Raw genomic sequence first — 20,525 nt, forward strand, 5'->3', positions numbered from 1 at the left:
TGTCGGAGGACATTAAAGTTTGAAACTTTTCTCTCGTGTAGAGTTTAGTACCAAGTAGCCTAGATAAAAGAAGGTAACAATAAAGTTTGAAACTAACTTAATGCCATAACTCTCTGCACAACAGAATTATGACAATAAAGTTTGAAACTTTAAGCATTGTAAGAGACCTTCCTTTCTAGGCACTTAGTCATTGGTCAACCCAGTCTCGCTTAGCAAACTTTTTGGATACAACGGAATAACGGACTCGTTTCGATTTAGTGTAAGAGCTCCTTTTAAATAAACAAAAGGGCTCCGCACTTACCTCAAGAGCCCAACTTCTTAATCGACTTTTAGTACTTATTATAAAGTTTCATCTGCCCTGTCTTATCAAAAGACACCACGTTAAAGCCTTTGTACTCCTGCCCTGGTCGTGCCATTCCCGGCGAATGCTGCGGCATACCGGGAGCGGCGATTCCTGAAATATTTTCAGGCCTTTCCTCAAGCAAACGCTTGATATCAGACTCAGGAACATGCCCTTCAATCATATATCCATCAATGACAGCTGTATGGCAGGACATCAGTTGACTAGGCATTCCAAACTCTTGTTTGACATAACTCCAGTCGCGAGCATGGTTAACATTCACTTCGTAGCCTTTCTTCTCCATAATTGCTGCCCATTCCTTACAGCAACCACACGTAGGCGATTTATAAAGCTCAATAACAGGCTTAGCAAAGACGTTAAAGCTCAAAATCAAAGATGAAAGTGCAATAAGTCTCAATTTTTTACTCATATAGTTACCTAACTAAAATCTATTTTACGTTAATACTGACGGCTTCATCGCCATAACTCAGCTCATACACTCCTTTTTCAGGAATCCACTCAAAGTGCTGAGTTTCATACGGCTCTACGCGCAGTGTTAAATGTTTACCAGCCAAAGGGGAGAGGTCAATTGACATTGACTCAAACGTTTTATTTAGTACCACCAATTGACTCTTCTCACCGCTATCTATAGAAACTGAGAGTAGCGCCTCTTTGGTGCCTTCATACATCCAATCCACTAACTGAAACGTTCCAAGATGCTCCATGTAATCTGCTAGATTTATCTTATCTTGTTCACTTAGTGCATCGCCTAAAAGCTTCATTGTTTGTTCATGCTCTAGGCTATATTTCAGATCATTTAAGGAGCTACCTCTGATGTTCCCACCAACGTTACCTCCCCCTTGACCGTATAGCCCATGACACGCAATACATCCATATCCACCTACAGTAAGAAAAGTGGACTCACCGGCTGAAATTGAGTCTTCTGAAGCATAGGTGAACAAACTCACACTAAACATACCCGCTAGCATGAATAAACGCTTTAACATCATCAGGTTCCTTTATAGCGTCTATAAACTCACTTTTTTAATCATGCCTGCTTCTGCATGCCCTGGAATATTGCATGCAAATTCAACCTTGCTATCCCCCTGGAAGTGCCAAATCAACTGCTTAGCTTTACCCGGTTTTACTGTAACTGCATTCCCAGAATCATGCATATGATGAGGCATTTTCTTCATCATTTCTCGATGTTCAAGTTGCTCTTTCGCTGAGCCAATAGTGAACTCATGATCAATCTTGCCAACATTCATAACCACAAATTGAACTACATCATTAGGTTCAATTTGTACTTCTTTTTTGAACTTGATTGTCATGTCATCTGCCAACACAACATGAACCACTTTATCTGGCTTTGCACCTGTTGCTGGCATACCAACATCAGACATGCCTTCCATCGACATCATTGAATTATCCATATCGTCATGATTCATATTACTATGGTCCATGCTCTCATGGTTCATAGAGCCATGGTTCATGTTGCTGCTATCCATATCAGCGTGATTCATCGAGCCATGATCCATGTTTGAGTGATCCATTCCTGCCATTACCGACATTGAAGTCACAGAGAATAATGTGGCTAGTAGTGTTTTTTTCATGTTCATAATGTATTCCTTACTAATTTGTGTAGAAGTTTTACGGGCTAAGTAGGTTCTCAGCCCGAGTGTATGTGTTTAGTTATGTTTAAGTTCGCGAGTTTTCCAAAGCTTGAAAATCGCAGGAAGAACCAGAAGTGTGAGTAGCAGAGCGGATGCCATGCCACCAATCATTGGTGCGGCGATACGTTGCATTACCTCAGAGCCAGTCCCCTCACCGTACATGATTGGGATCAAACCGATAATCACAGTAAGTACCGTCATCATTACTGGGCGAACGCGCAAGCCAGCTCCCTCGCGAATCGAGTTACTTAAATCATCTTCATTCAATGATTTACTTTGCTCTTTAGCATCCAACTTTGTGTAGTGCCATGCTTGGTTGAGGTACACCAACATGATGACTCCAATCTCGACAGCAACCCCTGCTAGCGCGATAAAACCAACTCCTACTGCGATTGAGAGGTTGTAGCCGAGGTAATGCATGAGCCACAAGCCACCCACCATCGCTAAAGGCAGAGTCAGCATGATAATCATCACCTCACCTACGCGTCGGAAGCTGAAGTAAAGTAGTAACATGATGATGGCAATCGTGATTGGCACAACAACACCCAAACGCTCTTTCGCACGCTCCATGTATTCATATTGACCTGACCATGCAATTGAATAACCAGCTGGCATATCAAGTTGATCTGCAACCGCTTGTTTGGCTTCCTCAACGTAAGAGCCTAAGTCTCGACCATCGATATCTACAAACACCCAGCCATTTGGACGAGCATTCTCTGTTTTAATCATTGGTGGTCCATCTTCATAGCGCACATCAGCCACATCAGCTAAGGCAATTCTAGCGCCACTAGGGGTAACCAATGGCAGTTGCTTTAGCTTAACGACTGAATCACGATAATCTTGTGGATAACGGACATTAATTGGGTAACGCTCAAGACCTTCAATGGTTTCTCCAACATTCATACCACCGACAGCGGTAGAAACTACCTGTTGTACCTCTTTAATGTTAAGACCGTATCGAGCTGCCGCTGTTCGATTGATATCAATAGTGACATAACGACCACCGGCAACACGCTCTGCATATACAGATGCAGTGCCTGCAATATTGTTAAGAATAGGTTCTAGTTGAGCACCTATTTTCTCAATTTCAGCTAGGTCTCTCCCTGCGATCTTGATACCTATTGGAGTTTTGATACCCGTTGCTAACATGTCGATGCGTGTTTTTATAGGCATCACCCATGCGTTAGTTAAACCAGGAAATTGAATTAAGTCATCAAACTCTTTTCTTAGCGACTCAGTTGTCACACCCTCACGCCACTGATCTCGCGGTTTAAGCTGAATGACCGTTTCAATCATAGTTAAGGGAGCAGGGTCTGTTGCGGTGTCAGCACGACCGACTTTACCCCATGTTGTCTGCACTTCAGGTACGGTCTTAATTAGTTTGTTTGTTTGCTGAAGTAACTCTCGTGCTTTACCAATGGAAATACCTGGATAGGTGGTTGGCATGTACATCAAATCACCCTCATCAAGAGGAGGAATAAACTCACTACCTAGTTTCGTTGTTGGATAATAAGCTGACCCCATAAGAGCAATAGCTAATACAATCATGCTTTTCGGGTACTTGAGACTAATATTCAGTAAGGGCTTATAAAGGGCAATTAGACCTTTATTAATAGGGTTCTTATTCTCTGGTAATATTTTACCGCGAATAAGATATCCCATGAGCACCGGCACTAAGGTAATAGCAAGGCCTGCTGCTGCCGCCATTGCATAAGTTTTAGTAAAGGCGAGTGGCGAGAACATCTTGCCTTCTTGGCCTTCCAATGCGAATACAGGAACAAAACTTAGCGTGATGATAAGTAGCGAGAAGAACAGCGGTGCACCAACCTCTTGCGCTGCATCACCAATCACTTGCCATCGGTTTTTGTCAGTCAATGGGGTTCGTTCAATGTGCTTATGTACGTTTTCTATCATAACGATAGCACCGTCTACCATTGCGCCTATCGCGATTGCAATCCCTCCTAGCGACATGATATTGGCGTTGATACCTTGCCAATGCATGACAATAAAGGCCCCTAAAATACCGACAGGGAGACTCAATGCGATAACGAGCGAAGACCGAATATGAAATAGAAACAACGCACATACAATAGCGACAACAATGAACTCTTCTGCAAGCTTTTTCCAAAGGTTCTCAACCGCTGCATTAATTAACGTCGAGCGATCGTAAGTAGCCACTATCTCAACGCCATCAGGCAAGCTACGTTGAAGCTCGTTTAGCTTATCCTTAACATTACTGATCACTTCGCTTGCGTTTTCTCCAAAACGCATGACAATTACGCCACCTACGGCTTCGCCCTCTCCATTTAATTCAGAGATTCCTCGTCTCATCTGTGGTCCGAGTTCAATATCAGCAACGTCACCTAATATTAGGGGAGATCCCTTTTTACTTACCTTGAGAGGTAGCGCTTTAATGTCATCGATACTAGACAAGTAGCCAGTGGTTCGTACCATGTGTTCAGCTTCTGCAACTTCCACTACAGACGCGCCACTTTCTTGGTTACCATTTTGAATAGCCATATTGACCTGTTGCAGAGTTAGGTCATAAGCACGTAGCTTGGCAGGATCGATTTGCACTTGGTATTGCTTAACCATACCACCAACGGTCGCTACTTCTGAAACGCCGTCTACGGTTTGTAGCTCATATTTTAAGAACCAATCTTGTAAGCTACGCAGTTCAGCAAGATCATGCTTGCCAGTTTTATCTTGTAAAACATAACTGTAAACCCAGCCCACACCTGTCGCATCTGGACCTAGTGTTGGTTTAGCGCTTGGAGGAAGGTTTGGTGCAACTTGACTTAAATATTCGAGCACTCGTGAGCGAGCCCAGTACATATCTGTATCATCATTAAAAATGATATACACATAAGAATCACCAAAGAACGAATATCCACGAACAGTTTCAGCACCAGGAACGGCAAGCATTGCCGTTGTCAGCGGATACGTGACTTGGTCTTCCACCACTTGGGGCGCCTGACCCGGGTAACTTGTTTTTATGATCACTTGTACATCTGATAGATCAGGGAGAGCGTCAACTGGTGTATTTTTTACGCTATATAATCCACCAAAGACTAGAGCAAAAGTCGCTACCAATACCAAAAAGCGATTATTGATAGACCATCGAATGATTGCACCTATCATTGCTTATCCTCTCTTTTAACTAACTCTTTGAGAAGATAATCAGAGCCTTGTTTCTCCACTAGAAACCGAACTTTGTCACCCTCCTGAAAACTTGAGAGTTCTATGTCGCCACCTACTGAAAAGTTGAGCTCACCAGCATCCCATGACCAATCAGCCACAGGAACATGATTTAGAGTCACCATACCAAAATCCGCCATCAACATAGAAACATCACCGTCTATCCATATTTCCGTATTTATGCTCAGCTCAGTTACTTTGTAATCAACGATTTCATATTGACCCGATTCAGATTTTTTCATTTCAAAGTCGATCATTTTCCCTTTTGAAAGTGGTTCCATTTCAACGTGCTCTGACACCATAAAGTTCATGGTCATTCCTGGCCAATCCCATTCAGGAACAGGCTTATGATTAATAGTTAGCATTCTATGTCCAACCATTGCATCAGTAATTTCACCTGTTGCCCAAACCGTTTCGGCAGTGGGTTCGATGCCATTGATTCTTGATAGGTCGGCAGACTGACTTGATTCAGAGTCCAACATGAAGTGCGCTGACGTAACAACGCGCTCTCCTTGTCGCAACCCCTTTAGAACCTCAATCTTATCTGCGGCTTCACGACCAACTTCAATTCTGGCAGAACGATATTTTCCTTCCCCCTCAGCCAGCACCACACGAGTCATACCACCAGATCGAATGACCGACGATCGAGGGATGGTTAACACTTCATCATTTGATACTGGTTTCAGAGTGACATTTGCAAACATATTTGGCTTAAGTTCGCCTTGTGGATTATCGAATCGAAGGCGAACACGCAATGTACGGGTACTAGGGTCTAGAATGGGATAGACATAATCCACTTCACCATTCCATTCTCCACCAGGTAAGGCATCCAGTGTCATAGATGCTTGACTGCCTTGTTTAATCCAATGGGATTGACGCTCAAAGACTTCTGCATCTACCCATACTTGATTCAAAGGACCTGCGCTGATCACCGCTTGAGCTGGAGAAAGGTAGCCACCTTCACGGATATTGAGGCTTGCAATAACGCCGTCTGCCGGTGCTTTAATTTCAATGGTTTGTGACGCTTTGCCTCGACGGGCGATGGATTTAATTTGATTGCGGTCAACCCCCAAAGTGATCAAACGATCTGTAGCACCTTGTATCATTCCTTTACGCTGGCTCTTATAGGCACTGATCAGTTCTTCTTGTGCTTTTACAAGCTCTGGGGAATACAGAGTGAACAGCGTGTCACCTTGTTTCACTTTTTCACCAACAGCATTGATATAAAGCTTTTCAACCCAACCCGATACTCGAACATTGGTCTGCCAAAGTTGACTCTCATCAAAGGCGACATAGCCGACAGTTTCGATACGTGGTGCAAGGACCTCTTGCTTTACGGTATCTGTTTTTACACCGAGGTTATTTTCAACCGCAGGATCGATTTTTACTGTTCCTGGCTTGTCGTTACTACCATTGAGATCATCAGCATACACAGGAATAAGATCCATCCCCATAGGGGACTTTCCTGGCTTATCTCGCTGATAGTTTGGGTCCATCGGTGCAACCCAATATAGTGGTTCATCACTTGATTTAGACTCAGAAGCTGTCATTCCAACCATGTTATGGTTCATGCCTGAAAGGTAAATATTCGCTCCATAACCTAGTGCGCTTCCGATTAAAAGCGCTAGGCTTGCAACTTTAAATGTACTCATCTTGATTCCTTTATTATTGTTCTTTGTACTTAGTGTTTGGCGCAGAAACTTGATATTCGAAACCACCAAGTAACATTGATAACTTGCTATTGACCTGATTCATATCGGTTATTAGGCGAGCAAGCTCCATTTGAAGAGCCAATTCATCGGTTGATGCAGTAATGACATCACCAAACTGAGCAGTATTGTTCTGATAGCCGCGCTCTACCGCTTCAATGCGGGCTTTAGACTGAGGTAATAAGCGCTCTTGGTAGCGCTGAATACGTTCAGTGAGATTCATTCTGTCCGTCATTAATGCGTTTACTTGGGCGTTCATTTGAGCGAGCAGCGTATCTTTTTGATATTGCGCTGCACCTACTTGGTATTGAGCGGCCGCTACATTTTTATCTTGGCGGTTGTCAGTGAACAAAGGGATATCCATAGTAAGATAGGCACTCAGCAAATCTGAAGCTGGCTCACCCTTCATGTTGTCAGATTGACGGTAGGCATACATCACCTCAACACCAAATTGTGGCGTGTAAGATTGTTCAGCAACCTCCACTTGGGTGCGATTGGCAGAGATGTTGGCGTCAGCCATTTGCGCCATAGGATGTTGGTTAAGCAGTGAGTAGTACTGGGTGTTGCTGGTTTGCTGCTCTAAAAGCGTATTCAAACGCGACCAGTCTAATTGATAGCCTGCCTGATTCGAATCAATGGAACGATGATTTAACCACTCTGAGCCTAGCCATTCTGATAACTGAGCTACGGCTCGATTTTGCATTTGTTGATTCGATTGCAGCTTTTCGTCGAGCTTGTTGACTTGAAGCTGGGTGTTAAGCAGATCTTGCGCTTCGCTCTTACCAATTGAGTAATTGGTTTGAATATACTGCTCCATCTCTACCATGAAACGTTGATTAGATTCAATCAACGTTTCTGCATATTGAAGGTAGCCCAGCTCCAACCATAGTTGAGTAATACTATTCGCTACTTCACGCTCACGAACTTGAACCTGATACGCCATACCATCGGCCTGTTGATTCGCTTTACGTTGGTTAAGATCTAACGTCGCACCACGTTCAAACTGTTGCATTAATCCAACAGAAATGTTCGTCATGGGATCTTCATCAAACTTGAATGAATCCACAGGTAAACCGCCAAAGCCCACCTTAAGTTTTGGATCCATGAGAGTCGAGCTTGCAACGCCCGTTTCACGCATCGCCTGTGACTGCGCAGCATATTGAGAGCGACTCGTATCATTTGCTAGAGCCGCTTCAATTAGCGCGTTCAACTGCTGTGTCGAAGCCACGATAGTTTGTGGAGTCGCGTTCGACCCCGTATGTGACAGGGCAGGCATTGCACAAAGTGCGACTGCAACCCCAAGACTCAGGGATTTAAATGCCCTGAAGCCGTTTAATTCAATACTCATTGTTGTTTATCCACGATAAAACAATATGGACATACCCCAACCTCTACCTTCCAGCAGAAAGAATTGAGAGCTAAATAGTTATGATAGTTGAATTAAACAGAGGGTGGACGCAGTAAGCTCTGAATACGAGTTACTGTAACGCCTATTTTGATTGGGTGACGCAGGGCTAAATCAGATTCAGATGTACTGATTAAGCGAGAAGATGAGAGTGGAAAAAATACGCTAGAACACACGCTTTTACAGCAGTCGCCACCAAATGTAGATGAGCTCTCGCAATGTATAGAACTATCGCTCTCTGTCATCTCCATCGATGGGCAGCCTATCATCGCATGATGGCTTGCTGTAGTCTCAGACATTTCCATCGAGTCATGGTGAGAAAGTTTGGGTTGAACTGAAGAGGACGATATTGGACTCATACCCATCATTGGCATACTTGAGACGTAGCTCGACATCAACATCGCTAAGATGCTGATAATCAAAATACTTGTTTGTCTCAAAGAGTTTGTCATGCGGTACCTTTTCACTTTGCATTCATAATACCTTATGAGAACTGATGAGCAATAGTGATATTAAAAATCTATTGGAGCTAAAGATTATTGAAAATAAATACGAATTCAGTTCGCTCATCCTTCGCATTGACTAAGATATCCCCGTGATGTGCTTTCATGATAGCCTTAGCTATTGGAAGTCCTAACCCAGCTCCAATACTTCCGTTATGGACACGCGACTTATCGGAACGATAGAATCGTTCAAATATATAGGGCAAAGAGCTCAAAGGAATAGGCTCACCAACATTGCTAATTGTCACCTTGTTGCTCGTTTCTGATTCGGAGATTACTACCGAGATATCCGTATTATGAAAGCAATGCCTCAACGCATTAGACAACACATTACCAAATGCTCGTTGAAGCATATCCCTGTCACCAAGCTGAGTCGATGAGCCATCTAACGTAAATCGAACGTTCTTCTCTTCCGCCAACACTTCATAATATTCAAGCAAGGGGACGATTACCTCACTCAACTCTAACTCTGCTTCGTGCTTATGCAGAAGTCTATTTTCTGATTTAGCTAGATACAACGTATCCGAAATGGTCTTGTTGAATCGTTCTAGCTCTTCGATATTAGACACTAAAATGTCTTGATACTCTTCAATAGAACGCTCTAGACTAAGCGCCACTTGTGTCTGGGTCATGATATTGTTCAAAGGTGTTCTTAGCTCATGCGCAATATCGGATGAAAACTCACTCAGTCTGAGGAAGCCTTCTTGTAACCTGTCTAACATTTCATTTTGAGAAATAATTAAGCTGCTTAACTCATTTGGAAGTGAGTTACTTGGGATACGTATGCTTAGGTTGCTAGTGTTAACTCGTTCGATATACCCTTTTAATGTCTTTAGTGGCAGTAAGCCATTTCTAACAATAATTAAGGCGTAGGCGCCAGACAAAATCACGGTCAAAACTAATGTCCATAATAGGATGGTATTTAGCTTGTCGAAAAATAGTTTATGGTGAGTCACATCCATTGCAAGAACAATCGCACCGCCTTCCGTATCTGGATAGTCAAACTTAAAAGCTTGGTAATGTTTATTGTCTACACTCCATTCGAATGAGGAGTCGCCAATCAGCTCAGGTGGAAAGTCAATAGTTTCATTATTCGTTTTCACCACCTGTCTGTTGTTTAAGATCCAGGCTGAGATATCCAAAGAGTTAAACAGGTCTAGATCTTGCTCAATAGTGCCCGTTAAAGGACGGAGTTTTGTTTCTAGGTGACTATAGTCCTGCTCATTAAAATGGCTCTTGATAGCGTTTTGGATCGTCAAAGCAAACACGACTAAAACAACAAAAGAGGCTGTGACAAACATAAACACCAGTTTGCGCGCGATGGATTGGTTTAGTAATTCTTTCATTCTACGGCGTCATCAAGTTTGTACCCCATACCTCGCACGGTCAGGATAAGTTTTTTCTGATAGGGCTTGTCGATTTTCGACCTCAATCTTTTCACTGCTGCATCAATGACATTCGTATCACTATCAAAATTCATATCCCAAACAGCCGACGCTATCTGAGTGCGAGTGACGACTTGCCCTTTCTTTGTGAATAAATACTCTAATAAAGAAAATTCTTTTGCTGTCAGAGAGATCGTATCATTATTTCGGGTCGCCTTTCTTTTAAGCAAGTCGAGGCTCAAATCAGCAATACAAAGAATAGCCTCTGTCTTGGCTGTAGGGGCTTGATGACGCAATGCATTTTTGACTCTAGCAAGCAACTCGATAAAGGCAAAAGGTTTTACAAGATAATCATTCGCTCCCAACTCAAGCCCTTTCACTCTATCTTCAACCTGATCTTTAGCGGATAAAATAATGACAGGTGTAGAGATTTCACTACTGCGAAGTGTTTGCAATAGCTGCCAACCATTCAGCTTTGGTAGCATTATGTCTAAGACTATAAGGTCATAATTATTGGTGGTAGCTAAGTACAAAGCATCAACACCGTCGGTAGATAGATCTACAGTGTAGCCTGATTCAATCAAGCCCTTTTTAAGATAAGCTCCAGCTTTATCTTCATCTTCTATAACGAGTAACTTCATATAAGAAAAATGCCTTGATTTCCTTGGATGTTATACATCGTACTTGTGATTATATGATGGGTTAGAAATTTGATTTTTCGTATTATTATCAAACAACAAAACGTTCTCAATAACAGATGTAACACCATTTCCTTCTTGTGACACACATAGAGTATCCAGTAGTGCACCAACCAATCTCTGTGTATGGCTATGACCAATGAAAATATCTAGTTGGTAATGTGTGTTTAAAGCATGAGTATCAATTAGGCTCGAATGATTTCCTCGCCCTTGTACTTGGTAGACCGTAAAGTTTCGAACCCCTTCCTTTGCAAGGATCGATTCTATTTCTCCAAGCTTTTGAACCTGAAATATTACCGAAATTTTATCAATCATAGTCGCTCCTTAGCTCCTAGAACAAATTGATACTCTAGGACCTCTGCTAAGTTTAGTTATTGCTATCTCGCATTTGATAGTGAACATTCAGATGTACTTTGGCTACATACTCTAGCTGACCTTGATTATTCAATCTTTCCTGAACAGTTACATACCCTTTATCTTTAAGGTGGGTCGTGTTTCGAGTGATGCCATAAGACCTCACAGGAACCAGAGCTGCACTTAAGTCTCCTCCGTTCATAGCCTCAAACTCTGACAGTTTTTCTGCTCCTAATGTATATGCTTGTTGTTTCGAGCTGACCGCATCAATAGAGACAATTTTATGATCAACGCGGCTCATATAATTACTACCGGAATACAATGGCTGTGCAATTGATGTGGCACTAGTAAGTATAATAGAGCCTATTAATAGTGTTTTGACCAATACATTCATTATTATTTCCTTCTCTGCTTGAATACATTCAGTTTATCTGAACCAACGTGATTGTTTTGAGTACTCTAACATGACATTTTTGTCATATTGAGATTTAGGTGGGAGATCATCAATCGATTTTCCACCACAATTAAATTAAGCAAGCTAAGAGTTAACCTTGCAGTAATTGCGATGAATCCTGTTACTCTAAAAGATAAAGAGCCACCCTATCAGCGTAGGCGGCTCTTGCTTCATTAAAAATGAAGTAGTTATTACTTTTTCTGATTCCTACTATTTCTTTTATTCAGCTACTCATCATTTTTTTTGCATTCTTCTGGTGCGTCTTCCATATTCATATTCATGCTATCCATCATTTTCATGTGCTCCTCCATCTTATCAGTATGAGATTGCTGCTTAGCATGCTCTTTCTCATTTTGTGCGACAGAGTGATATCGGTGTTGATCATCGATAGAGTTTGTTGCTAACACAGGCATCGCAACCAAGCTACTCAATAAAACTGATACATATAACTTTTTCATAAAATCACCTACCCCTTACTTATGCTTTGAACTGTGGATTGTTTTCAATTTTTTTCATCGATTGGTTGTCGGCTTCAGAGTCTTTCTTTTCACTCGGCATCATCATCTTCATCATTAAGCCGTGCATCGCTAGGCAGATGATTAATGGAACAATCGCACTACTAAGGTAAGCCCAACTAAACACCTCTTGACTAGAAGAGAGAATAAATAATGGAATACCGACCATTAATAACGCGCATAGAACCATCATCCATCCATGACCTTTATGATGACCATTCTTGTGACAATTTGATTTTTTGCTTTTCATTCTCATGCTCTCCAAAAACACTTTAACTCGTTTAACTGAGATTCAGTTTATCGCAACGTTTAGATCAGGAGTGGGGAGGGATTCATGACAGTTTTGTCATCTTAGCCCTTTAAAACTACCAAGCGATTGGCGTTGGACTCCACCGTAAAAGAAGAACGCGGATATTGCTGCTTCGGCAATGCTTAGCTCTACCGTCAAACGGGGCTATACTTCACAATATAAATGGAGCTGTTGTGTTTTTTTACATCCACAAATAGCTTGAAAATCTGCCAACCACGAAACAAGTAAACATAACACGTGCACTTTGATTACAGATGAATCTGCACATTTCGTTACTGTTTGTTTTGTGTTCAAAGTAGAATACCAACCTGCCGGTAAAGAGCTAATCTACTCCAGTGATTTCAACTGCTATTTGGCAACAACTTGGTAAAGCTTGACCGTTCCTGATTAAGTTTTTCATTTTCGTTTAATCTTGTGCCTGCAATGAGCTTTAATAGCAAAAGTGTTTCCCGATATCAGTCAAGATTAAACGCTTTGAAGTGATCGAAAGCGTTAGAAGAATTTATGGTATAGCGATTTTACAGGCATGACTGTGATGTTTTTATTTTTTGAAAATCAATGAGATAGAAAATTGTTATGATTGTTTCTTTGTTTCGGGACCTTAGCCCGATTAAGCAGGCTCAGTACTCTGTCTTTCAGACTGTCTCGCGCGGTCAATCAAAGTCCTGGCATCTGCCAGCACTACTCTTGTAGGCTTGGCACTAGACATTAAGGGTAGGCCCTTTTGCAGGTAATTGTAGGTGCTTTCTTTATCCTCATTAAGCAGCTGTTTCATAGTTAGTTACGTGAAGTTGGTTACCTTGATGATGGTGCACATTAAGTTCTGTTCTCAAGCTCGTTGTAATGGGTTCAAGGGTATTTCGCTAGAAGATGACATTTTTATCATCTTCACGTCATGTAGGCATCAGGTGTGCCTATCTATGCTGTCTCTATGTCAAAAGACAATCTAGGAAAAATTATGAAACAGCCCCAAAACCCGCTCAATCTGCCTCGGCGGCGCTTTGTACAAGGACTGGCTGCGGGTGGTGTAATTCTGGGTGTCTCTCCCATACTGGCTTCAGCCCGCTCACCCGTCCCCACTACGTTAAACGGCAGTGTACCCGAACTGTCCGGTACCGAGTTCGATCTGGTAATTGATGAAACCCCAGTCAATTTTACTGGCAAAGCTCGCATGGCTACCACCATCAACGGCTCCATTCCAGGGCCTACCTTGCGCATGCGCGAGGGCGATACCGTCACCATTCGCGTCACCAACCGCCTGAAGGAGCCTACCTCCATTCACTGGCACGGCATTATTCTTCCCTTTGAGATGGACGGCGTGCCTGGCATCAGCTTTGCTGGCATTCCGCCCGGCGAAACCTTTACCTACCGTTACACTCTGGAACAGAGCGGAACTTACTGGTACCACTCTCACTCGGGCATGCAGGAACTGACCGGCATGTATGGTGGCTTGATTGTGGAGCCAACTGATGCTGATTCCATCAGTGCCGATCGGGAACATATGGTGGTTTTGTCGGATTGGACCGACGAAAACCCCATGCGGGTGTTCGGCAAACTGAAAAACCAGGGCGATTACTACAACTTTAACCAGCCAACGGTGGTGGATTTCTTTCGAGACATGGCCAGTGTCGGCCTCAGCGCATCGCTGGAAAAGCGACAGATGTGGAACAACATGCGTATGAGCCCCAGCGATCTAGCTGACCTGTCCGCGGAAACTCTGACTTATCTAATGAACGGTACCACGCCCGCCGGCAACTGGACAGGGCTGTTCAAGCCCGGGGAACGGGTACGGCTGCGATTTATCAACGGTGCTGGCAATACATTTTACGATGTGCGTATTCCCGGTCTGAAGCTGACTGTCGTGCAGGCCGACGGTGTTAACGTGAAGCCTGTGATGGTGGATGAATTCCGTTTTGGACCTGGAGAAACCTACGATGTTTTGGTAGAGCCCACCGCCGAGGCTTATACTCTGTTTGCCCAGTCCATGGACCGAACTGGTTATGCCCGGGGAACCCTAGCTACCCGCAAAGGGCTGAGCACGATAGTACCGCCACTGGATGAACCTCAAGCCCTGACCATGGCCGACATGATGGGCAATATGGATCATGGTGCTATGAATGGTATGGATCACAGTGCCATGAATGATATGGCGAGCATGGACCATGCTGCCATGACTAGTAGTTTGGCAGCCGCTAGCAAGGAAGTCCGTCACGCCCGCACCGAATATGGCCCTAGCGTCGATATGCGAGTCGAAATGCCGCGAACCAACCTTGATGACCCCGGTGTAGGCCTGCGCAATAACGGCAGACGAGTACTGACCTTAGCAGATCTGCGCACTCCTAGTGGCCCCATGGATCCTCGCCCACCCGAGCGGGAAATTGAATTGCATCTCACAGGCAATATGGAACGCTACACTTGGTCGTTCGATGGCGTCGAGTTTGGGGGATCCACACCCATTCATCTAAGCTACGGTGAGCGGGTGCGCGTCATCCTGCACAACGATACCATGATGACACACCCCATGCACTTACACGGTATGTGGAGCGAGCTGGAAAGCCCTAGCGGCGAGTTTTTGTGCCGTCGGCATACTATACCAGTTCAGCCAGCCCAGCGTATCAGCTTTCTGGTCACCGCCGATGCACTAGGTCGCTGGGCCTGGCATTGTCATCTGATGTTCCATATGGACGCGGGCATGTTCCGCATGGTGGTGGTGTCATGAGTAAACAGAGAGCGATGATGAAACATTTATTGGGCGTGTTGGCGCTGACCGCTTTTCCTGCTCTAGCCCAAGTAGATCACGGCGAGATGAAAATGCAAGGCGGACAACCGCCAGTCGATGCCCGTGATCCTCATGCTTACTCCGGCGGTTACAGTCTGGACGAAGGCCCTTATGCTCTACCAGGTCCTCGCCAACTGAAATTGGCCGACGAGCATCTGTTTTACGGGGTACTGGCTGACCGGCTGGAGCGGCTGGACAACGGGGATGACCAAGTGCTGGCTTACGAGGTTAACGCTTGGGCTGGCCGTGACTACTCCCGCGTAGTGTTGAGAGCGGAAGGCGACATTGAACACGGAAGGCTGGCTGAAGCGAGTACCGAGTTACTGTGGCGCCATGCCTTGACCGGGTTCTGGAACCGAGACTTAGGAATACGTTATGACGCGGGTCATGGCCCAGGCCAAGGCTGGCTGGCCGCTGGTGTGTCGGGTCTTGCACCCTACTGGCTGGAGCTGGGCGCTACTGCCTATCTAGGCTACGATGGCCAGACTGCATTAGTGCTGGAGGCAGAATACGAGATTTTATTTACCCAACGGTTAGTTTTGCAACCGGCCATTGAGCTCACTGCTTATGGCAGTACCGATGCTGAGCGAGGTCAAGGCAGGGGGCTCTCGGATGTGGTGACCGGTGCCCGGTTGCGCTATGAGATAAGTCGACAGTTCGCTCCCTATTTAGGCTGGGAATGGCAGGCTTCCCTAGGTGAACGCGCGAATCAACTCAGGGAAGAACATGAGGCAACTCAGGAAAATCGCTGGGTAGCCGGGATCAGGTTCTGGTTTTAAAGCGACAAAGACTAATCTTTATTTATTAGGAGTATTAACCATGAAAACTACGTTACTGGTTTTAATTCTGTCATTATTGCCCGGCCTAGCACTGGCCGCGGGTGAACATGGCCATCATGAAGGCAATAACTCTGCTTCCATCCAACAGAACACGCATGGAATGGGCCGGCCCGGTCAGCCGGCCGAAGTCAACCGAACCATTGTGGTGGAGATGGGCGACGATATGCGTTTCACTCCTGCCACCATTAAGGTAAAGGTCGGAGAAACTGTACGCCTCTTTGTAAAAAATGCTGGCAAGCTTAATCACGAGCTGGTGTTGGGCAACCTCGCCATGTTGAAGGAGCATGCCGATATGATGCGTGACATGCCAGGCATGCAACACGTCGAAGCCAATATGCTGAACCTCAAGGCCGGTCAGAAAGGGGGATTAGTGTGGTATTTTGATCAAGCCGGCACTGTGGACTTTGCCTGCTTGATCCCAGGACATATGGAAGCCGGCATGAAAGGGCAAGTTCAGGTTTCACAATAGCTAATAGACCTTCCTTTAGGAGGACCTGGTAGTATGGGGGGGGACGCTAGTCTGAAGACTTCAGTGCAAAAGCAAGTGATCGGATTTATGCCGCTGAGGATACGGTTTGGTGGTGCGCCCTTCTGGAACGATAAAAACGACTCCAGTGCTCAAAAGGTAACGGCATCCCATCAGAATTTGTCTAAACTCGCCCTGCAGCATTCGTCATCCGGATGATATAGTGTAGCGCTTGCGGACGCAATTGGAGTTAGAAATGGAACCGGGCACTTAGCAAATAATGCCTGTCTTTTGTGGCATTCAAATCCTGTACAATTCCGCCCTCAATCACCCACTGCTGATGAACCCACTGTAATCTGGCTGTAATCTGGCTGTGATCTGGTGCACGGTACCATCATTTTCCTGCCAACGACTGTTTAGCTCCAATACACTATTCAACTCAGGCAATATCCCCCAATCGGGCCGGTTAGCTGGAGACAATCGATATTGCCAAGACACATCATAACGACCACTGGCGGGGCGATCTTCAATGCCCGCCTGGTACACGGCGTCAACATCAAATTCATTGCGAGACTGAAAGTGTGTAAATACAAATCCAGTCTGGAAAGCTCCGTCTCGACCATTTTCAGTCGGAATAATGGCACCTCCCAGCAGCCCCAACCGACTGGTATCAGACCGACGGACTTGCTGCCACAGGATATGCCGGTACAGGATCGATAAATCACCTTGCTGATCTGTACCGCCAGGTGACAATCGATAGGGTAATCCCAGTAATAAGGTTTGGTTTGCACTCAAACCGTAAGCGACATTAGCTGATAAGACATTGGTATCAACATCCTGACTGTGTTCATACACAAAGCGGGCTACTGCTCCATCTTTTTCAACCGGTAGCGCCACTAATGATCGCAACCCCATGCCATGGACTGGTGCAACAGCGCTCAACAGATTGCTTAAACCCAGGACAGCGAGAACGTTATTCTTTATTTTCTTCATCACTGATATCCGTGACTTTGACCGGCGTAAAACCCGCATCCAGGATAGCTTGCTTAATGGTTTCAACGTTCGGTGTATCGCCATCTGTTTCAAGTCGAACTTTGTTGGCTTTCAAGCTGACCTGAACCTTGAAAACCGAAGGTATAGCCGTTAGTTTACGCTCCAGACTATCGACACAAAAAGCGCAGGTCATGCCATGGACCTCGACCTCAAGCGTCTTCGCAAAAGCAGTCTGAGCCATCATCATCGCTATCGCCAATAACGTAAGTGTCAACCATCGTTTCATTTTAACCCCTCCTACCAGAAAGCCTGCCGAATCGGCAGTAGTAAGTAGCTGAAGAAAAATCCAATGCTCCAGATACTGACGCTGATCCAGAATATCCACCCATTCCAATGTTTGGTTTTCTGGCAGAGTGCTGCCAACGTCGGATCGGTAGGACACCTCTGATTCGGTCGCCAAATCATCCAGGCCAAAAACAACAGTAATAGTGCCGACAGACTTAAAGTCCATAGCTTGTGTTCAGCAAGAAATAGTAAACCCGGAACGTTGTAGTTCAGACTGGCCATCGCAGCACCAAACCCTAAAGACACCATCAGCACCGGTAAAGCACAGCATAGTAAAGTGCTGCTGGTCACGAACAGGGTCAGCCATCGTATCCAGGATTTATCTGGCAGGTTACTCTCCACGACAACACCCTCCCATAGACTCGGACGTGCCTTAAAGTTGGATCGGTGGACAAGGCACTGAGCCATATGAACAGAAAACACAACAGTCCCCAGACTTCGGTTTAAGTAAAACATGGCAATTTGAGCATTCGTGAAACCACTGGCAGGCATCCAGGGGCATGGTGAGTATTTCCTGATATCCACACTCTGTGCAGGTCAGTTCTGATTGCTCTACAAGGTTTTTCATCAACAATCGCCTGGTTCGTTAATAGATATCTGTTAGTATAGAACCTATAGTTACTACAGGTTCAAGGTACAATGAAATGAATTCGCCCCAATTTTCAATCGGCCAGGTCGCCGAACGTGCTGGATGTAAGGTGGAAACTGTACATTACTATGAAAAAACCGGGCTGATGTCTGATCCGCCACGAACTGAAGGCGGTGATCGCGTATATGCCTTGTCGCATGTTAAGCGGCTCAATTTAATTCGCCGCAGCCGCGAGCTAGGATTCAGCATCGAGCAAATCAAAGAATTACTGAAATTCATTGATGAGCCAGACCACTATTGTGGCGAGGTGAGAGCAATGGCAATGTTACAAGCCAGAGCTGTCCAGCAGAAAATAGACGATCTGCAAAGGCTTAAAAAGGCATTAAATACGATGGTTAGCCAATGCAAAGGAAGTCGTTATTCTATTGATGGCTGTCCGGTTATTGATGCGCTTTATGTAGAGAAATAGCGTGAGAGAAGGGTTTTACTGTAACTCGTCGTTTTCGAGGTGCTCCACAGCCACAATGTGCAGGCTCGAGTTCTAGTCAAAAGGACTCGCGACAACGGTAATAGCCATGATGTTAAAACCATTGCCGCAATTGTGAAGTGAAAGGAATTATCTCGCGGCAAATTATCGCTTTGTTTATGGATGTACTAGTGCCTGCGACTGTGGTCCGTGATGCGTTGTTGAAACAACCCAATACGAGTCGAGATGCACCAAACATTCAATACATTGAGCTAAATATACTCCGATTAGGTGGCCTCTGAACCCAATCAATCTCGAATAGCTAATAATCTTGCCTATTCAAGCTAGCGAAAACCACGCTAATTAGTTGTATTAGTATTGTCACTATGATTATACACCTGACAAAAAATCAATTTCCAAGTACAGTCTACTGTCAAAATGTGTGATATACCGAATCAACTTGAAGATGCTGGCTTGAGAACCTGAAAATTATCATTAATTCGAGATGTCAAAGAGCCTGCGATCTCTGGAAGAGTCACTGCAAAAAATTGGTCTATTGCCGCCTTGAAGTCCCGTTTTCTTTTGAAGTAAACGTTGTTCCTCGACTTCTCATTCATTACTTTCCATAGCCGCTCGATTGGGTTGAGGTTTGGACTGTAAGGTGGAAGATAATGCAGTTCAATATTCAGGACAAACGCCGCATCTTTGACTAAGTCACTGCGGTGATATCCCGCACCATCCAAGATGATATGAAGCTTATGAGCTAAGGGATAACTCTTTCTTAACTCACAGAAAAAGCGAACAATCGACTCACTGTTAATGCTCTCATAGTTGTGAACAATGGTTGCTCCAATATCCGACAAGTTCAGTGCGCCAATAATGTTCAATCGGCTACGATTACCCGTTGTTTCAATCACTTTATCCTGACCAGTTCGTATCCAGCCATGAGATATTTTTGTTGATAGTGTTGGGTGAACTGCGTCGATAAAGACTATCGATTCATCCTTGCCACAGCTTGCCTTTAACGCTTCATAAGCCTCTATAAATGCTTGCTGTTGTGCTTCATCAAACTTGTGTGGTACGCCTTTCGGTTGCTTGTAGCTAAAACCATTGTGGTGAAGCCATTTATTCATACCAGAAACCGTGTAATCCAGTCCAAATGTCTCTTTAACGTAAGTGACAATTTGATGCGTATGAGAATAGGTTTTCTCAGTCAAATGCTCGATTAGGTGCATGGTTTGAGTAGCAGAAAGCTTGCTTTGGCTTCCGCCATTTTCAGGCTTAAGTTTTTCAGAAAGAACGTAGTCGCTGAGATGACGAGCAACGGTCGATTCATGAATACGAAGAGCTTGTGAAATCATAGTCTGACTCCAGCCTTCAGAAGCCAGCAAAACAGCCTTAATACGGTCGCAAACTCGACTATCACGTTCAATGTCGTGCATTTGTTCGAGTTGCAGTTTCTGTTGAGGAGTCAGTGTAATTTTCATGGTTCGTAGCATGATCC

General features: G+C 44.5%; 21 protein-coding genes. 4 read left to right on the forward strand and 17 right to left on the reverse strand.

All coding sequences use genetic code 11. From position 1 onward, the window contains the following. Nucleotides 1-329 precede the first annotated feature (329 nt). The 13 genes from R7H07_RS22140 to R7H07_RS22200 form a co-directional block, all read right to left on the reverse strand. Nucleotides 330-770 carry a DUF411 domain-containing protein gene (locus tag R7H07_RS22140; protein ID WP_042521808.1) on the reverse strand — a complete coding sequence of 147 codons (441 nt, stop codon included), beginning with the start codon at nucleotides 768-770 and terminating at the stop codon, nucleotides 330-332. Nucleotides 771-789: 19 nt separating this feature from the next. Continuing rightward, nucleotides 790-1,350, reverse strand: a complete 561-nt coding sequence (locus tag R7H07_RS22145) for a hypothetical protein (RefSeq protein WP_155396150.1) — start codon at nucleotides 1,348-1,350, stop codon at nucleotides 790-792. An 18-nt stretch (nucleotides 1,351-1,368) separates the two neighbouring features. Then, nucleotides 1,369-1,953: a copper-resistant cuproprotein CopI gene (copI, locus tag R7H07_RS22150; protein ID WP_053304366.1), complete on the reverse strand. Its 585-nt coding sequence runs from the start codon at nucleotides 1,951-1,953 to the stop codon at nucleotides 1,369-1,371. Nucleotides 1,954-2,028: 75 nt separating this feature from the next. Continuing rightward, a complete protein-coding gene (locus R7H07_RS22155) occupies nucleotides 2,029-5,154 on the reverse strand; it encodes an efflux RND transporter permease subunit (protein ID WP_042521805.1) in 3,126 nt (1,041 codons plus the stop codon). Further along, nucleotides 5,151-6,863 carry an efflux RND transporter periplasmic adaptor subunit gene (locus R7H07_RS22160; protein ID WP_042521802.1) on the reverse strand — a complete coding sequence of 571 codons (1,713 nt, stop codon included), beginning with the start codon at nucleotides 6,861-6,863 and terminating at the stop codon, nucleotides 5,151-5,153. The genes R7H07_RS22155 and R7H07_RS22160 overlap by 4 nt, the downstream gene beginning before the upstream one ends. Before the next feature lie 13 nt (nucleotides 6,864-6,876). Continuing rightward, nucleotides 6,877-8,268, reverse strand: a complete 1,392-nt coding sequence (locus R7H07_RS22165; protein WP_025767037.1) for a TolC family protein — start codon at nucleotides 8,266-8,268, stop codon at nucleotides 6,877-6,879. 92 nt (nucleotides 8,269-8,360) lie between these two features. Next, the gene (locus R7H07_RS22170) at nucleotides 8,361-8,777 is read right to left on the reverse strand and encodes a hypothetical protein (protein WP_155396151.1); all 417 of its coding nucleotides are present in this window, start codon (nucleotides 8,775-8,777) and stop codon (nucleotides 8,361-8,363) included. Nucleotides 8,778-8,854: 77 nt separating this feature from the next. Then, nucleotides 8,855-10,174 (reverse strand): heavy metal sensor histidine kinase, encoded by a 1,320-nt coding sequence (locus R7H07_RS22175; protein WP_042521800.1) that lies wholly within the window; start codon nucleotides 10,172-10,174, stop codon nucleotides 8,855-8,857. Continuing rightward, a complete protein-coding gene (locus R7H07_RS22180; RefSeq protein ID WP_025767039.1) occupies nucleotides 10,171-10,854 on the reverse strand; it encodes a heavy metal response regulator transcription factor in 684 nt (227 codons plus the stop codon). The genes R7H07_RS22175 and R7H07_RS22180 overlap by 4 nt, the downstream gene beginning before the upstream one ends. 30 nt (nucleotides 10,855-10,884) lie before the next feature. Next, entirely contained in the window at nucleotides 10,885-11,226 is a 342-nt protein-coding gene (locus R7H07_RS22185; protein WP_025767040.1) for a P-II family nitrogen regulator, read from the reverse strand. Between the two features lie 52 nt (nucleotides 11,227-11,278). Then, nucleotides 11,279-11,659, reverse strand: coding sequence for a DUF3316 domain-containing protein (locus R7H07_RS22190; RefSeq protein ID WP_025767041.1), 381 nt, complete (start codon nucleotides 11,657-11,659; stop codon nucleotides 11,279-11,281). 287 nt (nucleotides 11,660-11,946) lie between these two features. After that, entirely contained in the window at nucleotides 11,947-12,177 is a 231-nt protein-coding gene (locus tag R7H07_RS22195; protein WP_053304322.1) for a hypothetical protein, read from the reverse strand. A gap of 19 nt (nucleotides 12,178-12,196) precedes the next feature. Beyond that, nucleotides 12,197-12,484 (reverse strand): hypothetical protein, encoded by a 288-nt coding sequence (locus tag R7H07_RS22200; RefSeq protein ID WP_025767043.1) that lies wholly within the window; start codon nucleotides 12,482-12,484, stop codon nucleotides 12,197-12,199. Nucleotides 12,485-13,502: 1,018 nt separating this feature from the next. On the opposite strand from R7H07_RS22200, the gene R7H07_RS22205 reads away from it, so the two are divergent. From R7H07_RS22205 to R7H07_RS22215, 3 genes are read left to right on the forward strand one after another with little or no spacing between them, the layout of a single operon-like run. Then, complete coding sequence (locus R7H07_RS22205) at nucleotides 13,503-15,263, forward strand: copper resistance system multicopper oxidase (RefSeq protein ID WP_042521796.1); 1,761 nt, start codon at nucleotides 13,503-13,505, stop codon at nucleotides 15,261-15,263. Further along, the gene (locus tag R7H07_RS22210; protein WP_242539585.1) at nucleotides 15,260-16,102 is read left to right on the forward strand and encodes a copper resistance protein B; all 843 of its coding nucleotides are present in this window, start codon (nucleotides 15,260-15,262) and stop codon (nucleotides 16,100-16,102) included. Before R7H07_RS22205 ends, R7H07_RS22210 begins: the two co-directional genes overlap by 4 nt. A gap of 40 nt (nucleotides 16,103-16,142) precedes the next feature. Next, on the forward strand, nucleotides 16,143-16,631 hold the full coding sequence (locus R7H07_RS22215) for a plastocyanin/azurin family copper-binding protein (RefSeq protein WP_025767046.1): 489 nt from the start codon (nucleotides 16,143-16,145) through the stop codon (nucleotides 16,629-16,631). 324 nt (nucleotides 16,632-16,955) lie between these two features. On the opposite strand, the gene R7H07_RS22220 is transcribed toward R7H07_RS22215, so the two are convergent. The 3 genes from R7H07_RS22220 to R7H07_RS22230 form a co-directional block, all read right to left on the reverse strand. Continuing rightward, complete coding sequence (locus tag R7H07_RS22220) at nucleotides 16,956-17,621, reverse strand: hypothetical protein (protein WP_206959320.1); 666 nt, start codon at nucleotides 17,619-17,621, stop codon at nucleotides 16,956-16,958. Then, nucleotides 17,602-18,132: a heavy-metal-associated domain-containing protein gene (locus tag R7H07_RS22225; RefSeq protein ID WP_206959322.1), complete on the reverse strand. Its 531-nt coding sequence runs from the start codon at nucleotides 18,130-18,132 to the stop codon at nucleotides 17,602-17,604. The genes R7H07_RS22220 and R7H07_RS22225 overlap by 20 nt, the downstream gene beginning before the upstream one ends. A gap of 207 nt (nucleotides 18,133-18,339) precedes the next feature. Beyond that, nucleotides 18,340-18,534 (reverse strand): GDCCVxC domain-containing (seleno)protein, encoded by a 195-nt coding sequence (locus R7H07_RS22230; protein ID WP_080276917.1) that lies wholly within the window; start codon nucleotides 18,532-18,534, stop codon nucleotides 18,340-18,342. A gap of 76 nt (nucleotides 18,535-18,610) precedes the next feature. On the opposite strand from R7H07_RS22230, the gene R7H07_RS22235 reads away from it, so the two are divergent. Next, nucleotides 18,611-19,024, forward strand: a complete 414-nt coding sequence (locus R7H07_RS22235) for a MerR family transcriptional regulator (RefSeq protein WP_053304321.1) — start codon at nucleotides 18,611-18,613, stop codon at nucleotides 19,022-19,024. Between the two features lie 452 nt (nucleotides 19,025-19,476). Here R7H07_RS22235 and R7H07_RS22240 read toward each other — a convergent pair whose 3' ends face one another. Next, nucleotides 19,477-20,508 (reverse strand): IS630 family transposase, encoded by a 1,032-nt coding sequence (locus R7H07_RS22240; RefSeq protein WP_001927356.1) that lies wholly within the window; start codon nucleotides 20,506-20,508, stop codon nucleotides 19,477-19,479. Between the last annotated feature and the right edge of the window lie 17 nt (nucleotides 20,509-20,525).

The sequence above is a fragment of the Vibrio sp. Vb1127 genome, assembly GCF_033338735.1.
GTDB lineage: Bacteria > Pseudomonadota > Gammaproteobacteria > Enterobacterales > Vibrionaceae > Vibrio > Vibrio alginolyticus.